We start from the raw sequence: 22,857 nt of genomic DNA on the forward strand, positions 1-22,857 counted from the left end.
ACCGTTATTTTAAATAACGTACGCATAACTAAAAAGGCCACACTATGTGGCCTTTTTAACATAATGACTACCGCTCAACCTGTTCTAAATATAACCTATCAACCAAAAAATCATACTCGCGCTTACGAGGGTGAGTTTCGGGTTTTTGATAATCAGGTAATATACCTAATTTTACGTCTGGTTCTGGATTAATCAGAATAAAGGGTAATGCAGCACTCACATGATAGCGATTTTGCGCCGTATATCTCACATTTACCTGTGGACTCACTCGAGTAGGGCGGCGAATTCTAAGTTTTTCCTTTTCGCCTAAACTAGCAACCCGTAATTGTTCTTGAGCTACAAGTGATTGCCATTTTTGTTGATCTATCATTCTTGGATTTCGATAACTGGCCGATTTGTCGAGCATTTCGAGAGCCATTTTTTTAGTCAGCGTTTTAGTTGCGTGTTTGTGCATCCAAGTAAACCTAACCGAAAATGGCGATTCGCTTTCACTATGAATTTTACGATATGCAGCAAGCGTTATTAAATTTGGTATAGCATTGTGAACTGCTTCAAATCGAGCATCGTTGCTATCAATAGCTAAAATACATTCTTTAAACGTAGTTTTAGCTTTATTTACTTGAGCTATACGATTATTTAAAGCGTGTTTATCTGCATTTTTAATGACGAGCAAACCAGGGTGTCTTTTTAAAACACGACTGCTTAATCCTGATTTTTTATACATGTCTGAAAAAGAGTTTAGGATTGCTTTTTGAGCAGGTACTCCAGTGATTTTAGAAACAAGTATAGATTCTGGAACTTTACTCTCATCGAAACTACTTACATCTGGTAATTGATAATATTCCGCTTTGGAGAATTCACACTCTTTTAGTTCTTCAATCAACCTCAAAGTTAATTCGTTCATTAAATCAAACTGACTTCTAATTTGTACCTTAGTTACCATTACACACCTCAAAGAACACATCTTACTAGCCTCATATTATTACATGCACTTTGCTTTGTCTAAATAAATAATAAACAGTTCTCGGGGCTTACAGTAATATAATAATTAAATTAAGTATGATGTGTTCTTTAAGGTGAGAATATATAAATGAAGAAAGATTGAAACTCCTTACTAATTCATATGACATTGGAGTATTTACTTTGTCGTATATAAAAAGGCTAATACGCCAAGTGCTAGATTATCTAAGTAGTAGGTGGTAAAACTAAGTTTAGAAAAATGAGTTAAGCGGAGTTATATAATTTCATATATTTATCTAACCCTCTTAGCATTCATTATTATTTATAATTACTGACTCATATTACACCGTGTTGGCAGTACGGTGATCAGGCTAAAGGTTACAATGACTACAAATGCTTTTTGATATCAGTTCCTCTTTAAGGATGCTTCAAGCAGTAGGGGCTTTAATCATGATGAATTGTAAATTAGCACTATCACTTTGAAGAGAAAACTTAATGGCCTACCACACCTTTAAGTTGTGGCACTTGTGAATATAGTCCTGCATACGAGTGCTATACAAGACTATGCGTCTAGGATTTAAAGCGCAGATAAGTGATTACCACAAACGCTCATATCATACATTAAGGTCTGCACATAGCATTTGATAGCTTTTAATTAATTACCCGCGTAAAGTTAAGGTTACAGAAGCTGCCATTTAAGTATGATGTGTTCCTAGCTAAATTATGTATAACATACCCTTATGTACTATTTATTCTCAATGCGTTAAAATTATAAATAGTTAGCTCTAAACGCATGTATTTAAACACTTTAGTTTCTTCGAAATAAAACTAAAGTGTATGTTATATAACCACCTAGGTTAAGTAAGATTACTATTATACTTAACTCATAACTAAATAATTGGAAAATAGTGAATTTAGTCCTTGAACATAGGGGCCTGCATACGTTAATTTCTTCTTATCAGGTAATGTAGGAATGAGGAAAAATTATGCAACCGTGGAACCCAAATAGCTGGAGAGAGCTGCCAATACTGCAGCAGCCACAGTACCCGGATCAAGAAATACTTAAATCAGTAGAAAGCCAATTAAAAACGGCACCACCTTTAGTTTTTGCTGAAGAAACAAGAAGCCTATTCAAACAACTTGAAGATGTGTGCGAAGGGCGTGCTTTTTTACTTCAAGGTGGTGACTGTGCAGAATCATTTAGCGATTTTAATGCCGCTAACATTCGCGATACATTCAAAACAATCTTACAGATGGCTGTTGTATTAACTTACGGCGGTAAATGCCCTGTAGTTAAAATAGCGCGCATGGCTGGTCAATACGCTAAACCTCGTTCAGCAGACTTAGAAACAATTAATGGCGTGTCTTTACCATCTTACCGTGGCGACATTATTAATAATATCGAGTTTACAGAAGAAGCACGTATACCCGATCCACAACGCTTAATGACTGCATACCATCATAGTGCCGCTACGTTAAACTTATTACGTGCTTTTGCACAAGGTGGCCTTGCCGATCTTCACCAGGTAAACCGTTGGAACATGGGCTTTGTTGCTGCAAATCCACTTAAAGAAAAATACCAACAGCTTGCTGATAAAATTCAAGACGCACTAGAGTTTATGGAAGTGTGCGGAATTAACTCTACAATTGCGCCAAGCTTAAAAGAAACCGATTTATACACTTCTCACGAAGCGTTATTACTTGGTTACGAAGAGGCGCTTACTCGTCGCGACCACTTATCTGGTGATTGGTACGATTGTTCTGCTCACTTTGTTTGGATTGGTGAACGTACTCGTCAACTAGACCATGCACATATTGAATTTTTTAAAGGCATTAAAAACCCAATTGGTGTTAAAGTTGGCCCAGGTATGGAGCCAGATGACCTAATTCGTTTAATTGATGCATTAAACCCAGATAACATTCCTGGTCGTTTAACGCTAATTACGCGTATGGGTGCAGATATACTTCCTGAAAAACTTCCAGCACTAGTAAGAAGAGTTCAACAAGAAGGCCGTAAAGTAATTTGGAGCTCAGATCCAATGCACGGTAACACTGAAAAAGCGACATCAGGTTACAAAACACGTAACTTCGACAATATTATGCGCGAGATCAGTCAGTTCTTCGCTGTACATAAAGCTGAAGGTTCATACGCAGGTGGTGTTCACCTAGAAATGACAGGCCAGCACGTTACAGAGTGTACAGGCGGTGCTTACGGTTTATCTGACGATGACCTAGCGCAGCGTTACAAAACACAGTGTGATCCACGCCTTAACGCCGACCAAGTATTAGAGTTAGGCTTTTTAGTAGCTGATTTACTAAAAGACGCACGTAAATAATATTTATTGATACTAAAAAAACCGCTTAGTTGCGGTTTTTTTTTTTTAATTTTTAATTTTATTAGTAAGTTAGTACTTACGGCGCTCCAAGTCTGTTTCTATCAATATTTTTGCAGATATTTCTTCAACAGAATGATGCGTAGAATTAAAGTAAGCAATTTTATGACGCTTATACAACATTTCCACTTCGCGAACCTCAATACGACACTGTTTAATTGAAGCATACTTAGAGTTCGCCATACGTCGATGCCTAATAGCCGCAAGTCTCTCAGGGTCAATCGTAAGTCCAAATAGCTTATGTTTATAAGGGACTAAACACTTAGGCAAACCTTCATTGTCTAAATCTTCTTCTGTAATAGGGTAGTTAGCCGCTTTAATGCCGTACTGCAGTGCTAAGTATAAGCTTGTGGGTGTTTTACCACTTCTACTAACACCAATTAAAATGATGTCTGCTTCAGAAAAGTTTTTAATATTTCCGCCATCATCATTCATAAGAGCATAATTAACGGCATCAATTCTAAAATCATAACTTTTTTCGTGGATGGAATGCGTACGATGTATTTTAGGAACTGGGGCTACATTGAGTTCTTTTTCTATTTTTTCGCTATACGTTGTTAAAAAGTCATACGTGACTGCATCAGCTGATTTTATAATTTCACTTAAATTGTGATTAACAAAAGTAAAAAAAACAAATGGCTTTTCGCCTGTTTTTGCAGCGGTTGCATTAATTAATGCTTTAATTTCGTGCGCTTTTTCTTCAGTTTCTACAAATGGAATTGTTTTATGATTAAAATCGATAGGAAACAACGACAAAGTCGCATGCCCAAACACCTCTGAAGTAATAGCGGTTCCATCTGATATATAAAAAGCAGTTCTCATAATTAACCTTTTTATTGCGTTTAAATCCCTAAAATGGGTTTCTCACGGTTTACGTGAGGACTATTGCCAGTGTAGAATGATGATGACCTTTATAAAAGGTTTTCTTTCTTAACTCTCACAGTTAGACCTACAATTTGTTTTTTTTGGAGAAAGATCCGTGCAAGAATACGTTCTCTGGTATCAAGAGCTTGGTATGCAAGATGTTCCTCGAGTTGGCGGTAAAAACGCTTCACTTGGCGAAATGATTTCAAACCTAGCAAACGCTGGTGTACAAGTACCGGGTGGTTTCGCAACTACCGCAGATGCTTTTAATGAGTTTTTAGATCAATCAGGACTCACAGCAAAAATTCACAACATTCTAGATACACTCGATGTTGATGATGTAAATACACTCGCTAAAGTCGGTGCCGATATCCGCCAATGGATAATCGACACACCATTCCAACCAAACCTAGATCAAGCCATTCGCGACGCATATAGCCAACTTCATGGCGATACTGCAGCAGATGTATCATTCGCAGTACGTTCATCAGCTACCGCTGAAGATATGCCAGATGCATCATTCGCAGGCCAGCAAGAAACTTTCCTTAACGTTGTTGGTATCGATTCAGTCATGGTCGCTATTAAACACGTATTTGCTTCATTATTTAACGACCGTGCAATCTCATATCGAGTTCACCAAGGTTACGATCACCGTGGTGTGGCCCTATCAGCGGGTATTCAGCGCATGGTACGTTCAGATAAGTCAGCATCTGGCGTAATGTTTAGCATTGATACAGAGTCTGGTTTTGAAGACGTTGTATTTATTACATCAAGCTACGGCTTAGGTGAAATGGTTGTACAGGGCGCAGTTAACCCTGATGAGTTTTATGTTCATAAACCAACACTCCTTAAAAATAAACCTTCAGTAGTACGTCGTAACATTGGCTCTAAAGCCATTCAAATGATTTACTCAGAAGATAAAGCACACGGTAAGCAAGTAGACATCGTTGATGTTGCCCCTGAGCTTTCAAATAAATTTTCGATTACAGATGAAGAAGTGCAAGAACTTGCCAAGCAAGCTGTAATCATCGAAAAACATTACGGTCGTCCTATGGACATCGAATGGGCAAAAGACGGTAACGACGGCAAACTATATATAGTTCAAGCACGTCCAGAAACTGTACGCTCAAACGAAGACTCTAACGTAATGGAACGCTTTCAATTAAATGGTACAAGCAACGTTGTTGTTGAAGGCCGTGCAATTGGTCATAAAATTGGTAGCGGTGTTGTTCGTGTTCTTGATTCAATCAAAGAAATGGATCAGGTACAAGTAGGCGATATTTTAGTTACCGATATGACCGACCCTGATTGGGAACCAATCATGAAACGTGCAGCAGCGATTGTTACAAATCGTGGTGGACGTACGTGTCACGCGGCAATCATTGCACGCGAACTTGGTATTCCGGCAGTGGTAGGCTGTGGCAACGCAACTGATTTAATTAAAGCGGGCCAAGAAGTAACAGTATCATGCGCCGAAGGCGATACCGGCTTTATTTACGAAGGTATTTTAGATTTTGAAATACTAACGTCACGCGTTGATAAAATGCCAGAACTACCAATGAAAGTTATGATGAACGTAGGTAACCCCGATCGTGCATTTGACTTTGCACGCTTACCGCATGCCGGTGTTGGCCTTGCGCGAGTTGAATTTATTATCAACCGTATGATTGGCGTTCATCCTAAAGCGTTATTAAATTTTGATGCACAAACAGATGCATTAAAAGCAGAAATTACTGACATGATTGCCGGTTACGAATCACCAGTAGAGTTTTACATAACAAAACTGGTTGAAGGTATTTCTACTCTAGGGTGTGCATTTGCACCAGAGCGTGTAATTGTTCGTATGTCTGATTTTAAATCTAACGAATACGCAAACCTAGTTGGCGGTCAGCAATACGAGCCGGAAGAAGAAAACCCAATGATTGGTTTTCGTGGTGCCGCACGTTATATCTCTGAAGACTTCCGCGATTGTTTTGCACTAGAATGTGAAGCTATAAAACGCGTAAGAAACGACATGGATATGGCTAATATCGAAATCATGATCCCATTCGTACGTACCCTTGAAGAAGGTAAACGCGTAATTGAATTACTAGAAGAGCATGGCCTTAAACGCGGCGATAATGGTCTTAAAGTAATCATGATGTGTGAGCTACCTTCAAATGCATTACTTGCAGATGAATTTTTAGAAATGTTTGATGGTTTTTCTATCGGCTCTAACGATTTAACACAGTTAACGCTTGGTCTTGACCGTGATTCTGGTTTAATCGCACATTTATTTGATGAGCGTGACCCTGCAATTAAAAAGCTACTTTCTATGGCAATTAAAACAGCTAAAGCAAAAGGAAAGTACGTAGGTATTTGTGGCCAAGGTCCTTCAGATCATGAAGACTTTGCAGCATGGTTAGTAGAGCAGGGTATTGACTCTGTTTCACTAAATCCAGATACAGTAATAGAAACATGGTTATACCTAGCTAAAAAATTAGCAAAGTAATAAATAGGTAAGCTATAAATATGTAAGCTATAAAAATGCCAGCAATAAATTGCTGGCATTTTTTTATACTCAATTAAAAGTAAATTAACGGGCTAATTTTTTATCTAAATAGGCACATGATTTAGTTAACGCCTTTTGACAAAATGATAAGTAATGTCGCGCTTTAGGGTAGTAAAACGAAAAACACAATAAACCCGCCATAAAAAATATAAGCGATGGGCCAGGGACGATCGCAAAAAATAATCCTAGCAAAATAAATAGCACGCCACTGATCTGTAATAGTAATTTTTTCATATAACACACCTCATTACTCGTTAACTTGAGTATAATTTAAGCTGCATTAAAATCGACTAAAAGAGTGTTACAAACTGTAAAATCTTCAATTTCTATTCGCCATCACCATGATATAATTAGTCAAATGCCCTAAAATATCGCCGTCATGATAGCAACAATTACACAGCAAGATGCCGCGACAGAACTTGTCGCAAATTACCTAGATACCATTGCAAGCCAAGGTTTTAGTGGAGATACCGATGCAAGTTATGCAACGCGTATTACTGCTTCAACCGATAACAGTGTGTATCAGCAAATACCCCAAGGTGTTATTTTTCCAAAAAATGAAAAAGATATTCAACTCGCACTGCAAACTGCATCTCGCGACCCATTTTTATCATTAACTTTTGGGCCTCGTGGTGGCGGAACAGGTACTAACGGTCAATCGTTAACACCAGGTATTGTTGTAGATTTGTCTCGCTATATGCGCGAAATCCTCGAAATAAATGTAGAAGAAGGCTGGGTACGCGTTCAAACCGGCGTAATAAAAGATCAACTTAATGACTTTTTAAAACCTTATGGTTTTTTCTTCTCGCCCGATTTATCTACCAGTAACAGGGCAACTATTGGTGGCATGATAAGTACTGACGCATCGGGGCAAGGCTCGTTAGTTTACGGTAAAACGAGCGATCATGTTTTAGGGCTAACAACTTATTTAGTCGATGGCACACCTATGTGCACCTCCCCAATAGACATCGACAAAGCACAAATTATAGCGAATCAAGACTCACTAATTGGTAGTTTATATAAAACAGTTTTAGATATATCAGTTAATGAACGCGCTGCTATTTTAGCTAAGTTTCCACGGTTAAATCGTTTTTTAACCGGCTATGACTTAGAGCATGTACTAAGTGATGACTTACTTACTTTTGATATGAGCCGACTAATAACGGGTTCAGAAGGCTCGCTTGGTATAGTTACTGAAGCAAAATTAAACCTAACACCGATTGCTGAATTTAAAACCCTTATAAATATCAAGTACGATAGTTTTGACTCAGCACTTCGCCATTCACCGTTTTTAGTTGATGCACGCGCAACATCGGTAGAAACCGTTGATAGCAAAGTTTTAAACTTAGCGCGTGAAGACATCATTTGGAATTTAGTATCGGACTTAATAACCGACGTACCAAATAAAGATATGCAAGGCCTTAACATGGTCGAGTTTAATGCAGTATCAAACGATGATATAAAAGACAAAGTAGACACGCTTTGTAAGCTTCTAGATGAATGTGTAATAAATCAAACTAATGGCGTTATTGGTTATCAGTTAACCAGTGATAAAAGCGATATACTAAAAATTTACGCAATGCGTAAAAAATCAGTGGGTTTATTAGGTAATGTAAAAGGCAGTCAAAAACCGCTCGCCTTTGCAGAAGACACCGCTGTACCGCCTGAAAATTTAGCAGATTATATTGTCGAATTTAGAGCATTACTCGACAGCCATAATTTACAATATGGTATGTTTGGCCATGTTGATGCAGGCGTTTTACACGTACGCCCAGCACTTGATATGTGCGACCCAGAACAAGAAAAACTACTGCGAACTATTTCAGATCAGGTAGTAAAACTAACCGCTAAGTACGGCGGTTTAATGTGGGGCGAACACGGTAAAGGTTACCGAAGTGAATATAGCCCTGAATTTTTTGGTGAGCATTTATATACGCAACTTCGTAAAATAAAAACAGCTTTCGATCCTAATAACCGTATTAACCCCGGTAAAATATGTACTCCTATCGATAGTGAAGACTCACTAGTTAGTGTTGATGGACAAAAAAGATCTCACTTCGATAAGCAAATATCAATAGAAGTTAAAACCAGTTTTAACAATGCAATGACCTGTAATGGTAATGGCATATGCTTTAATTACGATGAAAATTCACCTATGTGTCCATCGTATAAAGTAACTGGCGATCGTCGTAATTCACCTAAAGGACGCGCAAGTTTAATGCGCGAATGGCTTCGATTACAAGAGTCAAAAAATGTAGATTTACTCGAAGTAGAAAAGCAACTTAACAAAGGTGAAGTAATCACCTGGTGGGAACGTTTTGTTCATAGCCGCGAAAAACGAAAAGGTATTTACGACTTTTCTCACGAAGTAAAGGCGTCAATGGATGAATGTTTAGCGTGTAAGGCATGTACAACTGCATGCCCAATTAAAGTAGATGTACCCACTTTTCGTTCGCGCTTTTTAAATTATTATCATAGTTATTATGCACGCCCGCTAAAAGATTACCTTGTTGGTAACATAGAAAATAGCGCGCCATTAATGGCAAAGTTCGCTAAAGTTATAAATCCAATTGTTAAAACATCATTAGTTAGTAATGTTATTAAAAAAACGGTTGGCTATGTTGATACACCACAGTTAAGTATTCCTGCACTTTCAAAGCGTGTTACTAAAATACAAAAATTCGATTTTGACTTATTAAATAAATTAAATGCAGAGCAACAAAGTAAATATGTATTAATAGTACAAGACCCATTTACGAGCTTTTACGAAGCCGAATTAGTAGAAAGTTTTATTACTTTAATAATCCAACTTGGCAAAAAACCAATGCTATTACCTTTTAAACCAAATGGTAAACCGCAACACGTAAAAGGTTTTTTGCATGAATTTAAAGTTACAGCTAAAAATGCAGCCGAGTTTTTAAATAAATTAAATGATATTAATGCACCGTTAGTCGGTTTAGATGCGTCACTCGTTATGTGTTACCGCGATGAATATAATACAATTTTAGAAAATAACCGTGGTGAATTTAATGTGCAACTTACCCATGAATGGCTCGAAACACAATCGTTTAAATCACTAAGCGCAAAGCAAAATACAGATACCGAATTTACATTACTGAGTCATTGTACTGAAACAACTGCGCTGCCAAAAGCAGCAAATGTATGGCAAACAATTTTCAATGATATTGGTTTAACATTAAAAACAACAAATACAGGTTGTTGTGGAATGGCGGGAACTTATGGCCACGAAGCACAAAATCAAGATAACTCACGTGCGCTTTACGAAATGAGCTGGAAACCAATTGTAGATAAAAATAAACCTGAGCAACTTTTATCTACGGGATTTTCTTGTCGTAGCCAAGTTAAACGTTTTGAAAAGTTTAAACCAAAACACCCAATTGAATTACTAGCACAGGTTCTTAAATAACTTTATAAAATAAGAGTGCTTAAATAAGATCACTTATATAAGAGTACTTAAATATTTCTATCTAAATACAAATTAGTAAATTATTTATTAAATAAAAAAAGGCGCAACGATTAACTTCATCAGTGATGAAAATAACCGTTACGCCTTTTTTAATACGTATTCTTAATTTACCTAGTTTAAATAATTATTTTTTAACAAAACTATCAGCAATAGGTTTAGTGCTAATACCATGTATAAATACACTAAACAGAATAGTCGTCATTGCTATTGTCGCTATTTGATATTTGTTTTCTATTTGCGTATCTATCACCATCAATGTAAAAACAATTGATGCTAATCCTCTTGGCCCAAACCACGCAAATGTAAAACGCTCTTTAATACTCAATGCCGTAAACTGCAGAGACAGCATAACTGGAATTATTCTAATCAATGTTGTACTTAACAAAGCGTAAATTATAATTTCAGTATTTAATTTAGGAATAACTAAGTAAGCACAAACAAACCCGAACAAGCACCAAATCATTAACGATGTGAAATCTGCTATGTGCTCTGAGTCTTCAATTAATTCTGTTCTAACTTCTTCGGTCGAAAATTTATCAAATAATAAGCCTGCAATAAACACCGCAATAAAACCACTGCCATGAAAATACTGAGTGACAGAAAATACAGCCATTGCAAAACCGAGTAATAAAAATGGACTGGTATTTTGTGCAAAGTAATGACGTTTCATTGCAAAGTTTAAACTCGGTATAAAAACAGCAATACTTGTAATAGCTATTAATAAAGCCAAGCCAAGCTCTCGTCCAAACACACTTAATGTTTGTGTTGCGGTAATAGCTGAATCAGGATTTTTAGCGAGTAATATAAATATTAAAAATATGGGTACGCATAATCCATCGTTCAAACCACTTTCAGTATTTATTCCTTCGCGTATTTTTTCAGGTACTTGTGTACTTGCTAATAGCCCTTTACTTAAAGCTGCATCGGTAGGCGTTAAAATAATAGCGAGCAAAGCCGCTTGAATAAGTGAAAGCTCAGCAAAGAAAAATAAAGCAACAGCAATACCGAGTAATAAAGTTAAGGGTAGGGCAACAAACAACAGTAAACTAGGATACTGAAAACTATGCCTTAATACACTTAGCTTTGATTTAGCTGCATCAGAAAATAAAAATATACTTAGCGTAAGCTCTATAAATGGTAATAAAAGATCAACGCCTTCTTTTATTTTATGCCCTTCGTTGGGTAGCATTGAAGCTAAACATATTCCGCCAACAACAAAAAACATTGGGCCTGTTACTTCTGTTTTTTCTAACTGGCGAAGTGTTAAAGAATAAATTAAAAATAATCCGCCTATAAATGCTATTACTAAATACTCCATTAAATTTTCCTTTTAAGTCCTGACTTTGCTCGCTCTTTAATATTTGTTTGAATATAAATTTGATCGGTAGTCGCAATTTTAGAATGACCTAAATCTTCTGACAAATGTTTAAGCGGTCTGGTTTGCGCATCATGTGTGGCACCAGTATGGCGAAGCCAATGCGCAGTTGCAGCGCCAAGTTGTTCAGCATCATCTTTAAAACCATCATCAAGTAATGATTGCTGTGCATAATCAAAACTTTGTTGAACTAAACGCCTAATTTGCCTTACGGTCATACCACCTTGCCCGCGAATTTTATGAACCAAGGGATCTGATTCATCAACACGGGGAAGGGCAGGTAAACCTCTGTATAGTCTATAACGTTTTAAATATTCAACAAAATCATCGCTTAAGGTTACATCTCGTAATTTATTACCTTTGCCCATAATACGTAAAAACCAGAAACCATCATTATCTTGCCAAAAATGAGACATCACCGGCGACCACTGTGGGCGCTCAGATAATTCTGAGATTCGTAAATAAAGACCTTTTAAGCAGGCAAGCGTAAATAAGTTTCGCTCTAAATCAGGGTTATGTTCGCATAAATCACGCGTTACACCAAAAACGTATTCCCATTGAATATCGCTTAATGTGTCTGGAATTTGAATTTGTGATTGAACAACTAAGTACGGACTATTTTTTTTAACAACAGGGACAAAGTTAGCAAATGTTTTTTCTTCTAGTAAGGCAAACTTATAAAACACATTTAATGCTGTAAACATAGACGATAAAGTTTGCTGACTAGCAATGGATTCTTTAAGCATAAAAGGGCGCCAGTTTTGGTTTAATCGACGAATTCCTTGTTCATCTTTATAACGCCATTGCACTGAAGTTGCAGCCCATGCTTTATCGGGTTCAACCATAAAATCAACGTAAGCTTCAATATCTTCACGTTTTAAATCGAATACTGATTTTTCTGCTATTAACCACGACCATAAATAAAAGCGTTCAAGCTCATTTCGAAAACGACTATAAGTGGCTTCTGATTTTCGGCCATAAACATATAAAAACTGATACAAGAATGTCAGATCGGCTTTTGATTCAGTTACAGTCAAGCCAATTTCCTGTATAAAGGATGCAAGTTCTGGGTATTCTGAATTGAGAGTACCGTCATCTAGATGGGCAATTTGATATCTTAATTGTTTTAACGTATCAACCAAAGCAACAAGCATAATGTATAAATATTCAATTAAATAATAGACTTACAGAATAACGTTAAAGTCCGATACTGTCTAGTATTGGACATAGTAAAGCTCTAATTATTTTAATACCGTGATTATTCTATGGTTGTTGGTTGCTATATCTTATTAAGGAAAACATTATGAAAAAACTAATTATACTAAGTGTACTTGCTTTAACTGTTGCGTTAACTGGGTGTGCTACTACAGGTAGTGCATCGCCAAGCGAAAAACGTTCACTTGTACAAAGTATGAAAGCAAACACATTAGATAAATTATACGCTGAAAAACCTGATGTTAAAAAACAAATTGCTAACTCTGCTGGTTATGCTGTATTCGATAACGCGAATGTAAATGTAGTGCTTGCTAGCTTTGGCGGTGGTTACGGTGTTGTTAGAAATAATCTTACAGGTAAATCGACTTACATGAATATGGGCGAAGCCGGTTTAGGACTTGGCTTAGGCGTTAAAGATTTTAACGTTGTAATGGTTTTTCATAACCAAGCTGCATTAAACAGATTTATTGAACATGGTTGGGCATTTGGCGGAAACGCTGATGCAGCAGCAAAATATGAAGATAAAGGCGGTGCATTGGTTGCCGAAGCGATTGCAGATCAAGTTACTGTATATTCTGTAACCGAAAATGGCCTTGCACTACAAGCTGTATTAAAGGGAACTAAGTTTTGGGTTGATTCAGAGCTTAATTAACCACCAAATTACTCTCCTAAAAGCGAGCTGGTTTGTATAATCACGCTTGCTTTATTAAAACCCCCTCAATTTAACATAACGTAATTTATGGGTAATCAGCTATCAGCTATCAGCTATCAGCTAAAATAATTTAACGTTTATAAAATCCAATATACAATATACAATGCTTATCATCCTCTCTTCATTGTTTAATGAATATCAGAAAAGATGTATAAAACGTTTAAAGCACAAAATAAAACTTAGAACATTTATTTATCTAACCTACAAAGCCAGCTTTTAAATATAATTGGTGAAATATCTTAAAGAACAGGAAGTTAATAAAAACTTTAGTTTAAGTGACTGCACGGTCAATTAAAGCACTGATTTATAAGTCTTTTTATTTGTTTTCTTTCTGATATGATAGACTAAATAAATAAACAAGGATAAAGAAAATGCCTATCAACACGATAGATAACTTAACACTCATTGTATCCCTGGTCTCAGCTTTTATAGCTATAGCTATGTTTGTAATTGCGTCCATTCAAACTCGAATTCAAAAACGTAATCTTAATTTAGCTCTTTTTAATAGCAGATATAAAGTTTATATAGATTCACAGAAGCTATATCAAGAGTATACTAATGGGTATATTTCTGACATTACTTTTAGCCACTTTATTGCTTCATTTCATGCTTCAGAATTACTATTTCCATCAAAATCTGGAATTTATAAATTTCTAGATAAAGTACATGAATGTGCAGTATCTTTTAATGGTACTAAAAGAGCAATGCAAAGCACTGATGAACCAACTGCCCTAGAAATGATTTATGAATACAATAGAGAAGCTAGTTCTAATTTAAATTGTTTTTTAAAAGAGCTAACCAAGTTAATGAAGCCTTATATTAAAATTCATTAGTAACAAAAGAAAAACTATATTGCTTTACAGTATTCTTAAGCGTTAGCAATAAGGGCTTTCGCCCTTTTCTTTAATATTAGTACCGTAATATTTAAATTATCAATTAACCACCAGACATAGAAAGTCATTACTTGATAGATTAGATCATCAAATTATTTTCAATTCAACATTTTCTCTATTGAGCTTTCTGTCAAAATCATCAGCTAACTTCTCGGTCTCACTAAACACGGTATTCCAATATTTAATACGCGTGTCTGCATCTAGATCGGTAAAGTCATTTCTATCTGGGATTTTTCCGTAAGGTAAACTTGCTACAAATTCTTTTGATGGGCTGATCATTACTACGTTGTCGTAATTAAGAGGTGATACTTTGCGTTTTAAATTTTTATCGAACCACCCTGCTTTTGGCTCGCTATTAAAATGCGGATATAAAATTAAGCCTGGGTTATTAATTTTTAAATCAAAGTGGTAATCGATAATTCCGCCGTCGCGATATATTCCTTGCGGCGAGCCTGCAATATTTTTTATACCTTGCATAACAAGCGGTATTGAACCCGATGCAAGTAATGCATCTTTTAAATTATTTTGAGTAAGCGCTATGTTTTGCGTTTTAAAATTGTAGCTGTCGGTAATTGATAAGTCACTTGTTGCTGGGCCAAATATAAAACGCTCATATTGCGAGCCTAATAATTTTCGGTTAACGCGGTTTAACATATAACTTTTTGATAAACCCATTAACTGTATTAATTTATTTTCGCTAGCAATAAAGCCATTCGATTTTGCCACTATAAAGTGCGCTTTAAATATTGGGTTATTTATAATTTCGGTTACGCCGTTATCGCCAAAAACATCTTCAAGTAATGCGCGCGCTTTTATTGTGATTTCACTTGGTGTTGGTTTATTACTTGAGTACCTAGTTTGCGAATACGATTTTGCTAATCGCTCAATGGCAGCAACGGGATCGTTTTGTGCAAAACACGCAGAACGAAAAGCGCCGGCAGATGAGCCAATTAAATTAAGCGGTTGAGTACGATTTTTAAAAAATTCACCAAAAATATATTTATCTAAACCAAATAATGTAAACCATTTAGGACCGCCACTTGCACCTAAAAAAGAGGTGAAGAGTTCAGGTTTAAAGCCTTGTTCATTTATTATTTTTGCTGCGGTTTTCCCTGCGTGAATCTCGATCATTTAATGCTACTACCTTTATAAGTTACCTTTAAAATTACTATTAACTTTAAAACAGGGTGCGTAAAGCTTGTTTTATTTCATTTTTAATAAGCTTTAAAAAATGAATAGTTATGCAAAATAAAAAGCGGTTTTATGTTGCCATAAAACCGCTTTTTAAATTCTAAACTGATATTAAAATACGTGAACTAGTCCCAAATGCCGTCTTCGCATTTGCCCTGTACTTTTACATCTTTTACTTTAAATTCGGGCTCTAAACCTTTGTCTCTTTGTGCGTGGTAATCGCTGGTAACAGACAAAATAGTCGGCGTTAACAGTATAATAGCGATAACGTTAACCACTGTCATTAACCCTAAGGCAATATCGGCTAAATCCCAGACTTCTTTTAAAGTGGCCGACGCGCCCCACAACATCATTGATAAATAAAGCAAAGTGTAAATACCGCGCCCTACTTTGTTGTCGAGCTTAAATAAGTGCAAGTTGCTCTCTGCATAGGCGTAGTTTGCCACCACCGATGTAAAAGCAAATAAGGTAATAGCGGCAGCTACAAAATAAACACCACCTTGTGCTAAGTGAGCAGTCATCGCGCTTTGTGTTAAACGAATGCCTTCCATTTCGCCGCTTATGTCTATATCGGCTAATAAAATGATCACCGCGGTACAGCTACACAGTACTATTGTATCGAAAAATACGCCTAGCATTTGTATGTAACCTTGCGTTACAGGGTGGTTAGGAATTGGGCTGGCACTTGCTGAAGCATGCGGAACACTACCTGCACCGGCCTCATTAGAATATAAACCACGTTGTATACCGTTTTTAATGGCTGCGCCCATTGCACCAGCCCCAGCTTCTTGTAAACCAAACGCCGATAAAAATATATCTTTAAGCATGGCAGGTACTTGCGTGAAATTTATAATAGTAATAATTACGGCAGCAAGTACAAACACAATGCCCATTATAGGCACAACACGCTCTGCAAACCGGGCAATTGCTTTAAAGCCACCGAGTATAATTGAGCCGGCTAGCACGGTAATAACCAGGCCTGAATAAAATGTAGGAACTTCAAACGCGTAATTAAGTGCGTCGGTAATTGTGTTAGTTTGCATTGCACTAAACGTAAAGCCGTAACCTAAAAACAAACACGCGGCAAACACAATTGCGAATGCTCGACTACCCAAACCTTGTTGAATATAATACGCAGGGCCGCCTCTAAACTCGCCGCCACTATCGCGCACTTTATATACTTGCCCAAGTACGCTTTCAGCAAAGCCTGTAGCCATACCCAATATGGCGATTACCCACATCCAAAATATAGCGCCGCTGCCGCCAAGTGAAATTGCCACTGCCACACCGGCTAAATTACCAGTCCCTACTCGTGCGCAAAGCCCTGTACACAACGCTTGGAATGACGAAATGTCGTCTTTTTTACATTTGCTGCTGCCTTTTAAAAGGCTAAACATATGTTTAAATTTAAGTATTTGAATTGCTTTTAGTCGTACCGAAAACCATATACCTGTAAACAAAAGTATATAAATAAGTACCTGACCTTCTCCCCATAAAAGGTTGTTTACACTTTTGACGACGGTATCGAACATTACTAATCCCTTTTTATTTTATACTTTTACTTTATGTTAGCACCGACTTTAAACTCTGCATGTAGCGCTACTTAACTTAAAAAATCCGGCAGCTCATTATGCATTAAACATAATAGTGTTTAAGTTTGGCTTTACCCCATAGTGAAGTGTGTATTGATGTTTAATAATCTGTAAGTAAGTACATTTAACACTGAATTTTATTTCTATAAATGTGAATAATAAATCACACTTACACTTTATATTGATTAGTTAAAAAATCAATAATATCTTTTTAATATTCAGTATTTTGTTTTGCGTATGCGTGCAAGATGCAATAGTTTTTTATTTTGATGCAGTAAGGTTTATATGAGGCGTAATGAGGATTAAGAATGGCAAAAAAATAGCGCATAAAGTTATGCGCTTTTTTGTAACCTAGATTCAAATTGTAAGTGCATAACTTGTTTTGGCTAGATTAAGTGGTCAGTTGCTCATAAGCTAACTGCTTTTTCTCCGGCAAGAGATTTTACAATGAGACATTACAAACAACTGACCTATGCGCAAAGATGCCAGATCGCCGTTCTAAAGAAAAGTGGTTTTACGCAACAAAGTATTGCTGAGCTAACTGATTTATCGCAATCTACGATTTCAAGAGAGCTTTCTAGAAATACAGGTAAGCGAGGTTACAGACATAAACAAGCTCATGAGCGGGCTTTGTTTCGCCGAAGAAGTGTAAGAAAACCGCTTAAGATGACACCTGAAATGATGGCTTTAATTACCCTGAAGCTTAATGAGAAGTGGAGTCCTGAACAAATAACGGGATGGTTGCGTAAAAAAAGTGAACGGTCTGTCAGCCATGAATGCATTTATCTGTATATCTGGGAAGATAAAAAAGCAGGTGGTGAGTTATACCTACATCTGCGCCGACACGGTAAGAAATATCACAAGCGCAGTCATGGTAAAACAAACCGAGGGCAAATAAAAAATCGCGTTAGCATTGAAGAACGTCCACAAATAGTTGATAAGAAAGGTCGTATCGGAGATTGGGAAATAGATACCGTCATATGTAAAGGTCATCGAGGCGCCCTTGTTACCATTGTAGAGCGGGTCACCCAATTCACTGTATCAACTCAGGTGGCAGGCAAAACAGCACAAGCCGTCACTGCGGCGACGATAGAACTATTAAGGCCATATAGGTCAGCGCTTCATAGCATCACGGCTGACAATGGAAAAGAGTTCGCTTATCACGATCAAATCACAGAGGCTTTAAGTGTTCCTGTTTATTTTGCTCACCCTTATCACTCATGGGAGCGCGGATTGAATGAAAACACGAATGGATTACTACGCCAGTATTGGCCGAAGAGCACAGATTTTACGGCGGTTACACCAGCGCAAGTAATACCTGTACTTGAGCAACTTAATAATCGTCCGCGGAAGACACTTGGATTTGAAACGCCTGCAAAATTGATGCAGGATCACTTGGCGGCTAAAGCCGCCTAAACGTTATGCACTTCAGATTTGAATCCGCGTAATTATATTTAATTAGTTATAGCTGTATTGTGTAGGTGCACTGTAATGGTTGTTGCTGTTAATCTGTAAATTTTGCATTGCTAAGTATGAGCGACCGGCATCTAAGCCTAATTTATGATCAAAACGTAAATCGTTATTTGAACTACCTAATAATTTGCTATGCAGTTTTTCGTCTGCAAAAATTTGTATTATTTCTACATCACCTGGTGGGTTTGCAATAAACTCAAGCTCGTCTAAATACGCTTTCTCGTGCTGTATTAAGTAGTCCAATGTTTTTGGACAATAGCCTGATGCTATAGCAAATGATCTTAGCTTTTGTACCCATGCAGATTGCGCTTGAAAATTAGCGTCAACCGTTCTTATTACAACAATTTTACGAGCGCCTCGGTTGTAAGCTTCACGCACTGGTAATGGAGCTGCTAAACCGCCGTCTAGATAAAAATCGCTCTGTACTTGCTCTTCAGCAAGGTGTATTTCATTCGCTGCTTTTGCGTTTAACCAAGGTGTTAACTTTACACCTTGTTTGTATAAAAACGGGAGTGCGCTAGAAGCCTTTAACAAATCACGCCATTGACCACTCTCACCTGTTGGCGATAAGTAATATGCTTTTCTGTCTCGTGCATTAGTGGCTGTTATAAGTAGCTCACGCGCGCCTAAACTCGTTTTAGCTGTTTTAAAATCTATGGCTCTTTTTACCTCAGTGGTTTTGTCAAAGTACCAATCTAAATCAACTATGTGTTTACCCACTAATCCGCGACCAAGCTGAAAAAAACGTTTGTTACGCGAAAGCCCTCTAATTAGGCGTTTGGCATAGCCTTTTTGACGCGCTAAGTAACTAGTTAAGTTTTGCGAACCTGCAGAGGTGCCAATGAATAAATCGAATGGGTCATATTCTTGCTCTAACCACGCATCAAGTACGCCAGCTGTGAAGATCCCTCGCTGCCCGCCACCTTCAGCAATCAGTGCAACTTTTGGTTGCGCTGTTTTGTTAACTGAATTAGCTGTTGAGCTATTTAGAGACTTCACGGTGAACCTACCTTTATTTAATGATGTTTGGTTTAATACATACATTATAAAAAATAAAAGTGATATCTTAAAATTGATTATTTAAATCAGTTCGATTGAAAAAACAGAACGGTATGTAAAGCAAAATATATACTAAAAATAGCAATCAAATTTACTTTGAATATTTAAATAACAAATACAGACATCACTTAAAGTTAATAAAATGAGTTAAAAAAGTTTAACTTTTGATGATGTCTGTATGTTAACAAGCCCAGAGTGTACGCTTGCTTAACTAACTATATTTTAGTGTTTTATTTCCATTAAAATTTCGAGTGCACGGTGGCGTTTTTCACTATCGAATACATCATTGGTAAATATAAACTCATCAACTTCTAGTTGTTTCGCTATCATCTCTAACTTGTGTTTAATACTTACATGTCCGCCTACTACGCTTAGACTTAAAAAGTTCTCTACATGAGCGCGTTCTTGTTCGCTCCACAACCCATCCATGCTTTTAACAGGTGGTTTTAGCCACAGCTCGTTACCACGTATGAGTTCGAGCACACGTTGCTTAGAAGTAGTCGACAGGTATTGCGCTTCATCGTCGGTGTCTGCTGCCACTAAAGGCAGTGCAAGCATGACGTATGGCTTATCAAGTACGCTTGATGCCTTAAATTCGCGCTTATACAACGCTATTGCATCGTGCACAAAGCGCGGTGCAAAATGTCCTGCAAATACATACGGTAGCCCTTTTTGCGCCGCTAGCTGCGCGCTAAACAAACTCGAGCCTAATAACCAAATAGGAACGTTTGTGTTCTCCCCCGGTATAGCACGTATAGGATGCGTACCATTGTAAGGACCTAACAATGTTTGCAGCTCAGTTACCTCACCCGGGAAGTTTTCAGCGCGGCTCATATCGTTATTTAGTGCACGACTCGTTACTTGGTCACTGCCGGGGGCACGCCCTAGTCCTAAATCTATTCGCCCTGGATATAAGCTCTCTAACGTACCAAATTGTTCAGCAACCACTAATGGGGAGTGGTTTGGCAGCATAATACCGCCCGATCCAACGCGTATCTTTTTGGTATTACCTGCAATGTGTCCAACCAAAATAGAAGTGGCAGCACAAATTATACCTGGCATATTATGATGCTCAGCAAGCCAAAAACGGTTAAAGCCAAGTTCATCTGCACGTTGGGCGTATTTAGTACTTTTATGAAGAGTGTTAGTAACGCTGTCCCCTTTGATCATGGGGGCAAGTTCTAATAACGAAAAAGGAATGGAATTTAACAAAATAGCAGCTCCTAAAAATGCATGCTAATAATGGATTACATCATTAGCATAAAACACTTAAATGGGTCTGCTATTAGGTCAATTCAAGTTACGCAGAGGTATTAAAGCAAAATAGGTATATGTTATTTTGCTCTAAGGTATTCAGGCAAGCTGTGCATCACGTTGGCGCTGCTTTTTATAGCCTTCTGAGTCTACGCCTTTTTTCCAATAACCTGAGGAAACAATATTACTGCGCGGTATATTAAATTGCTCTGTTAGCAGTGTTTTTGCCCTACGTACAAGCCCAGCTTCCAATGCCATAAATACAATGGGAGGCTCTGCTGTAATGTGCAAATTTTGAAGCGCGCTAAGTAGCGCTTCGTCAGCGTTGTCGGTAACAAGCCAATTAACATTGCGGCTTGTTTCTAAATCAATAATGTCTTGCTCAGTGGGCGCATGTACAAAAGCATCAATTTTTGAAGTTAAAGGTAATTGCTGCGCATACCCTTTTATTGCATTTACCGATGTTAAATCGCCTAGTAATACATAATGCGAATGCTCATAATTATCTAGCTTTTTAGGGCCTGGTCCTGCAATACCTAGCTCGTCGCCTACTTTTGCAATTTTAGCCCAGTTAGTTGCCGGACCTTGGTGCATATTTATAACAAAATCAAGTGTTAGCGCGCCTGTTTGTGCATCTACATGCCTTATTGTATATGACCGTACACAGGCTGTTTTTAAGTTAAAATCTACTTCACCATTTTTTGGAAATAGTACTTTTACATAGTTACCAATGTACTGTGAGGTTAAGTCGTTAAAATCTTCAGAGCCTACAACAATACGCTGTAGGTGGGGTGTGATTTGCTGTGTACTTAATACGTTGGCTTTGCGAACTTGTTTACTCATGTATTACCTCGTTTTACAAAACTTAGACTTTAATACCAACCTGCATAAATCTTTGATCAATTTAACGAATTAAATTGTATTATAACGTTGTTAAAAATTTTTATTTAGAACGACTAGGGTCTGTTGATCTTTCAAGATTAAATTTGCAGCAGCCTGTTTGGTATTTAGGCAAGGCAGAGACTATGCAGTGTGGTTATTCCCCATAAATGGGCGATAACGTAGCATTAATGCCAAACAGGCGCTGCCCAAAGGGTTCTTCCTAGGGGCTACTTACTCTTTGTTGCTCGGTTTTTACTTAGCCCACTAGGTTACAAATCTCGCGCCGCGATTAAATAGCCCCTAGTTTGAACAAATTTTAATCCGCAAAGAACAACAGACCCTAGATACAAAAGTTTTTGCCTAGTTCTAGCGTAATTTTCTTAACGTTAAATAGACCCCATATATAAGCAGATTGGTATAATAATTGGCTGCTATAAAAAGCAGGTATTGCACAACGCCCCATTGGTTGATAAAATCAACTATAGCGAATTAATTGACTTTGTCAACTATATTGAGAATTCTATGAATACACCTTTATCAAATACGCTGTTTGAACTAATGCAAAATTACCGTGTCACAATTCGTGAAGCAATTAACGCAGGCGAACTTGGTATTAATGCTATGCACGTACGCTGCATACATATTATCGCGAACGTAAATAACTGTACGGCTAACGATATTGTTACTAAAACGCAGCGCGACAAAGCGCAAATAGCACGTTTAATTAAAGATCTTATTGGCTTAAATTTAATTAATAAACAGGCGAGTGAGCACGATAAACGCTGCTTTATTTTGTCGCTCACAGAGCAAGGTAAAGTTCTTTTTGATAAGTTATTAGCCTCAGAGAAAAAAATAAATAATCAAATGTGTAAAAACTTAAACCCTCAACAAATCAAAGACTTTTTAGATACCGCACAACAAATGATCAAAAACATGGATTGATCAGCCATACATTT

The 22,857-nt window shown here is 37.3% G+C and carries 17 protein-coding genes; 7 read left to right on the forward strand and 10 right to left on the reverse strand.

Annotated features, from left to right (window positions below):
* Positions 1-67: 67 nt before the first annotated feature.
* Entirely contained in the window at positions 68-943 is an 876-nt protein-coding gene (locus I6F44_RS14005) for a DNA replication terminus site-binding protein (protein WP_197174000.1), read from the reverse strand.
* A gap of 1,003 nt (positions 944-1,946) precedes the next feature.
* On the opposite strand from I6F44_RS14005, the gene I6F44_RS14010 reads away from it, so the two are divergent.
* Positions 1,947-3,296: a class II 3-deoxy-7-phosphoheptulonate synthase gene (locus tag I6F44_RS14010; protein ID WP_197174001.1), complete on the forward strand. Its 1,350-nt coding sequence runs from the start codon at positions 1,947-1,949 to the stop codon at positions 3,294-3,296.
* A gap of 69 nt (positions 3,297-3,365) precedes the next feature.
* Here the strand turns inward: I6F44_RS14010 and ppsR are convergent, their stop codons facing one another.
* Entirely contained in the window at positions 3,366-4,175 is an 810-nt protein-coding gene (gene ppsR / locus I6F44_RS14015) for a posphoenolpyruvate synthetase regulatory kinase/phosphorylase PpsR (protein WP_024609271.1), read from the reverse strand.
* A 157-nt stretch (positions 4,176-4,332) separates the two neighbouring features.
* On the opposite strand from ppsR, the gene ppsA reads away from it, so the two are divergent.
* A complete protein-coding gene (gene ppsA, locus I6F44_RS14020) occupies positions 4,333-6,708 on the forward strand; it encodes a phosphoenolpyruvate synthase (protein ID WP_007583187.1) in 2,376 nt (791 codons plus the stop codon).
* Positions 6,709-6,792: 84 nt separating this feature from the next.
* On the opposite strand, the gene I6F44_RS14025 is transcribed toward ppsA, so the two are convergent.
* A complete protein-coding gene (locus I6F44_RS14025) occupies positions 6,793-7,002 on the reverse strand; it encodes a PGPGW domain-containing protein (RefSeq protein ID WP_007583189.1) in 210 nt (69 codons plus the stop codon).
* A gap of 145 nt (positions 7,003-7,147) precedes the next feature.
* On the opposite strand from I6F44_RS14025, the gene ydiJ reads away from it, so the two are divergent.
* Positions 7,148-10,195, forward strand: coding sequence for a D-2-hydroxyglutarate dehydrogenase YdiJ (gene ydiJ / locus I6F44_RS14030; protein WP_197174002.1), 3,048 nt, complete (start codon positions 7,148-7,150; stop codon positions 10,193-10,195).
* 184 nt (positions 10,196-10,379) lie between these two features.
* Here the strand turns inward: ydiJ and I6F44_RS14035 are convergent, their stop codons facing one another.
* Positions 10,380-11,573, reverse strand: a complete 1,194-nt coding sequence (locus tag I6F44_RS14035; protein WP_002962135.1) for a cation:proton antiporter — start codon at positions 11,571-11,573, stop codon at positions 10,380-10,382.
* Complete coding sequence (locus tag I6F44_RS14040) at positions 11,573-12,784, reverse strand: tyrosine-type recombinase/integrase (RefSeq protein WP_007583195.1); 1,212 nt, start codon at positions 12,782-12,784, stop codon at positions 11,573-11,575. The genes I6F44_RS14035 and I6F44_RS14040 overlap by 1 nt, the downstream gene beginning before the upstream one ends.
* Before the next feature lie 149 nt (positions 12,785-12,933).
* Between I6F44_RS14040 and I6F44_RS14045 the strand changes: the two genes are divergently transcribed.
* Both I6F44_RS14045 and I6F44_RS14050 read left to right on the forward strand, forming a co-directional pair.
* Positions 12,934-13,497: a YSC84-related protein gene (locus I6F44_RS14045; protein WP_007583197.1), complete on the forward strand. Its 564-nt coding sequence runs from the start codon at positions 12,934-12,936 to the stop codon at positions 13,495-13,497.
* Positions 13,498-13,928: 431 nt separating this feature from the next.
* Complete coding sequence (locus tag I6F44_RS14050; RefSeq protein WP_197174003.1) at positions 13,929-14,390, forward strand: hypothetical protein; 462 nt, start codon at positions 13,929-13,931, stop codon at positions 14,388-14,390.
* Between the two features lie 147 nt (positions 14,391-14,537).
* Here I6F44_RS14050 and I6F44_RS14055 read toward each other — a convergent pair whose 3' ends face one another.
* Together I6F44_RS14055 and I6F44_RS14060 are read right to left on the reverse strand one after the other, a co-directional pair.
* Positions 14,538-15,581 carry a patatin-like phospholipase family protein gene (locus I6F44_RS14055; protein WP_197174004.1) on the reverse strand — a complete coding sequence of 348 codons (1,044 nt, stop codon included), beginning with the start codon at positions 15,579-15,581 and terminating at the stop codon, positions 14,538-14,540.
* Between the two features lie 185 nt (positions 15,582-15,766).
* The gene (locus I6F44_RS14060) at positions 15,767-17,173 is read right to left on the reverse strand and encodes an alanine/glycine:cation symporter family protein (RefSeq protein ID WP_076924661.1); all 1,407 of its coding nucleotides are present in this window, start codon (positions 17,171-17,173) and stop codon (positions 15,767-15,769) included.
* Between the two features lie 507 nt (positions 17,174-17,680).
* Here I6F44_RS14060 and I6F44_RS14065 point away from each other — a divergent pair.
* Positions 17,681-18,649, forward strand: coding sequence for an IS30 family transposase (locus I6F44_RS14065; RefSeq protein WP_197174005.1), 969 nt, complete (start codon positions 17,681-17,683; stop codon positions 18,647-18,649).
* A gap of 42 nt (positions 18,650-18,691) precedes the next feature.
* Here I6F44_RS14065 and I6F44_RS14070 read toward each other — a convergent pair whose 3' ends face one another.
* The 3 genes from I6F44_RS14070 to I6F44_RS14080 form a co-directional block, all read right to left on the reverse strand.
* A complete protein-coding gene (locus I6F44_RS14070) occupies positions 18,692-19,705 on the reverse strand; it encodes a patatin-like phospholipase family protein (RefSeq protein WP_197174006.1) in 1,014 nt (337 codons plus the stop codon).
* 282 nt (positions 19,706-19,987) lie between these two features.
* Positions 19,988-20,977 (reverse strand): LLM class flavin-dependent oxidoreductase, encoded by a 990-nt coding sequence (locus I6F44_RS14075; RefSeq protein ID WP_197174007.1) that lies wholly within the window; start codon positions 20,975-20,977, stop codon positions 19,988-19,990.
* Between the two features lie 141 nt (positions 20,978-21,118).
* Positions 21,119-21,862: a siderophore-interacting protein gene (locus tag I6F44_RS14080; protein WP_197174008.1), complete on the reverse strand. Its 744-nt coding sequence runs from the start codon at positions 21,860-21,862 to the stop codon at positions 21,119-21,121.
* A 561-nt stretch (positions 21,863-22,423) separates the two neighbouring features.
* Here I6F44_RS14080 and I6F44_RS14085 point away from each other — a divergent pair.
* A complete protein-coding gene (locus I6F44_RS14085; RefSeq protein ID WP_010552917.1) occupies positions 22,424-22,843 on the forward strand; it encodes a MarR family winged helix-turn-helix transcriptional regulator in 420 nt (139 codons plus the stop codon).
* Positions 22,844-22,857: the final 14 nt, after the last annotated feature.

Origin of the sequence: Pseudoalteromonas sp. NZS11_1, assembly GCF_015864275.1 — a bacterium.
Lineage (GTDB): Bacteria > Pseudomonadota > Gammaproteobacteria > Enterobacterales > Alteromonadaceae > Pseudoalteromonas > Pseudoalteromonas arctica.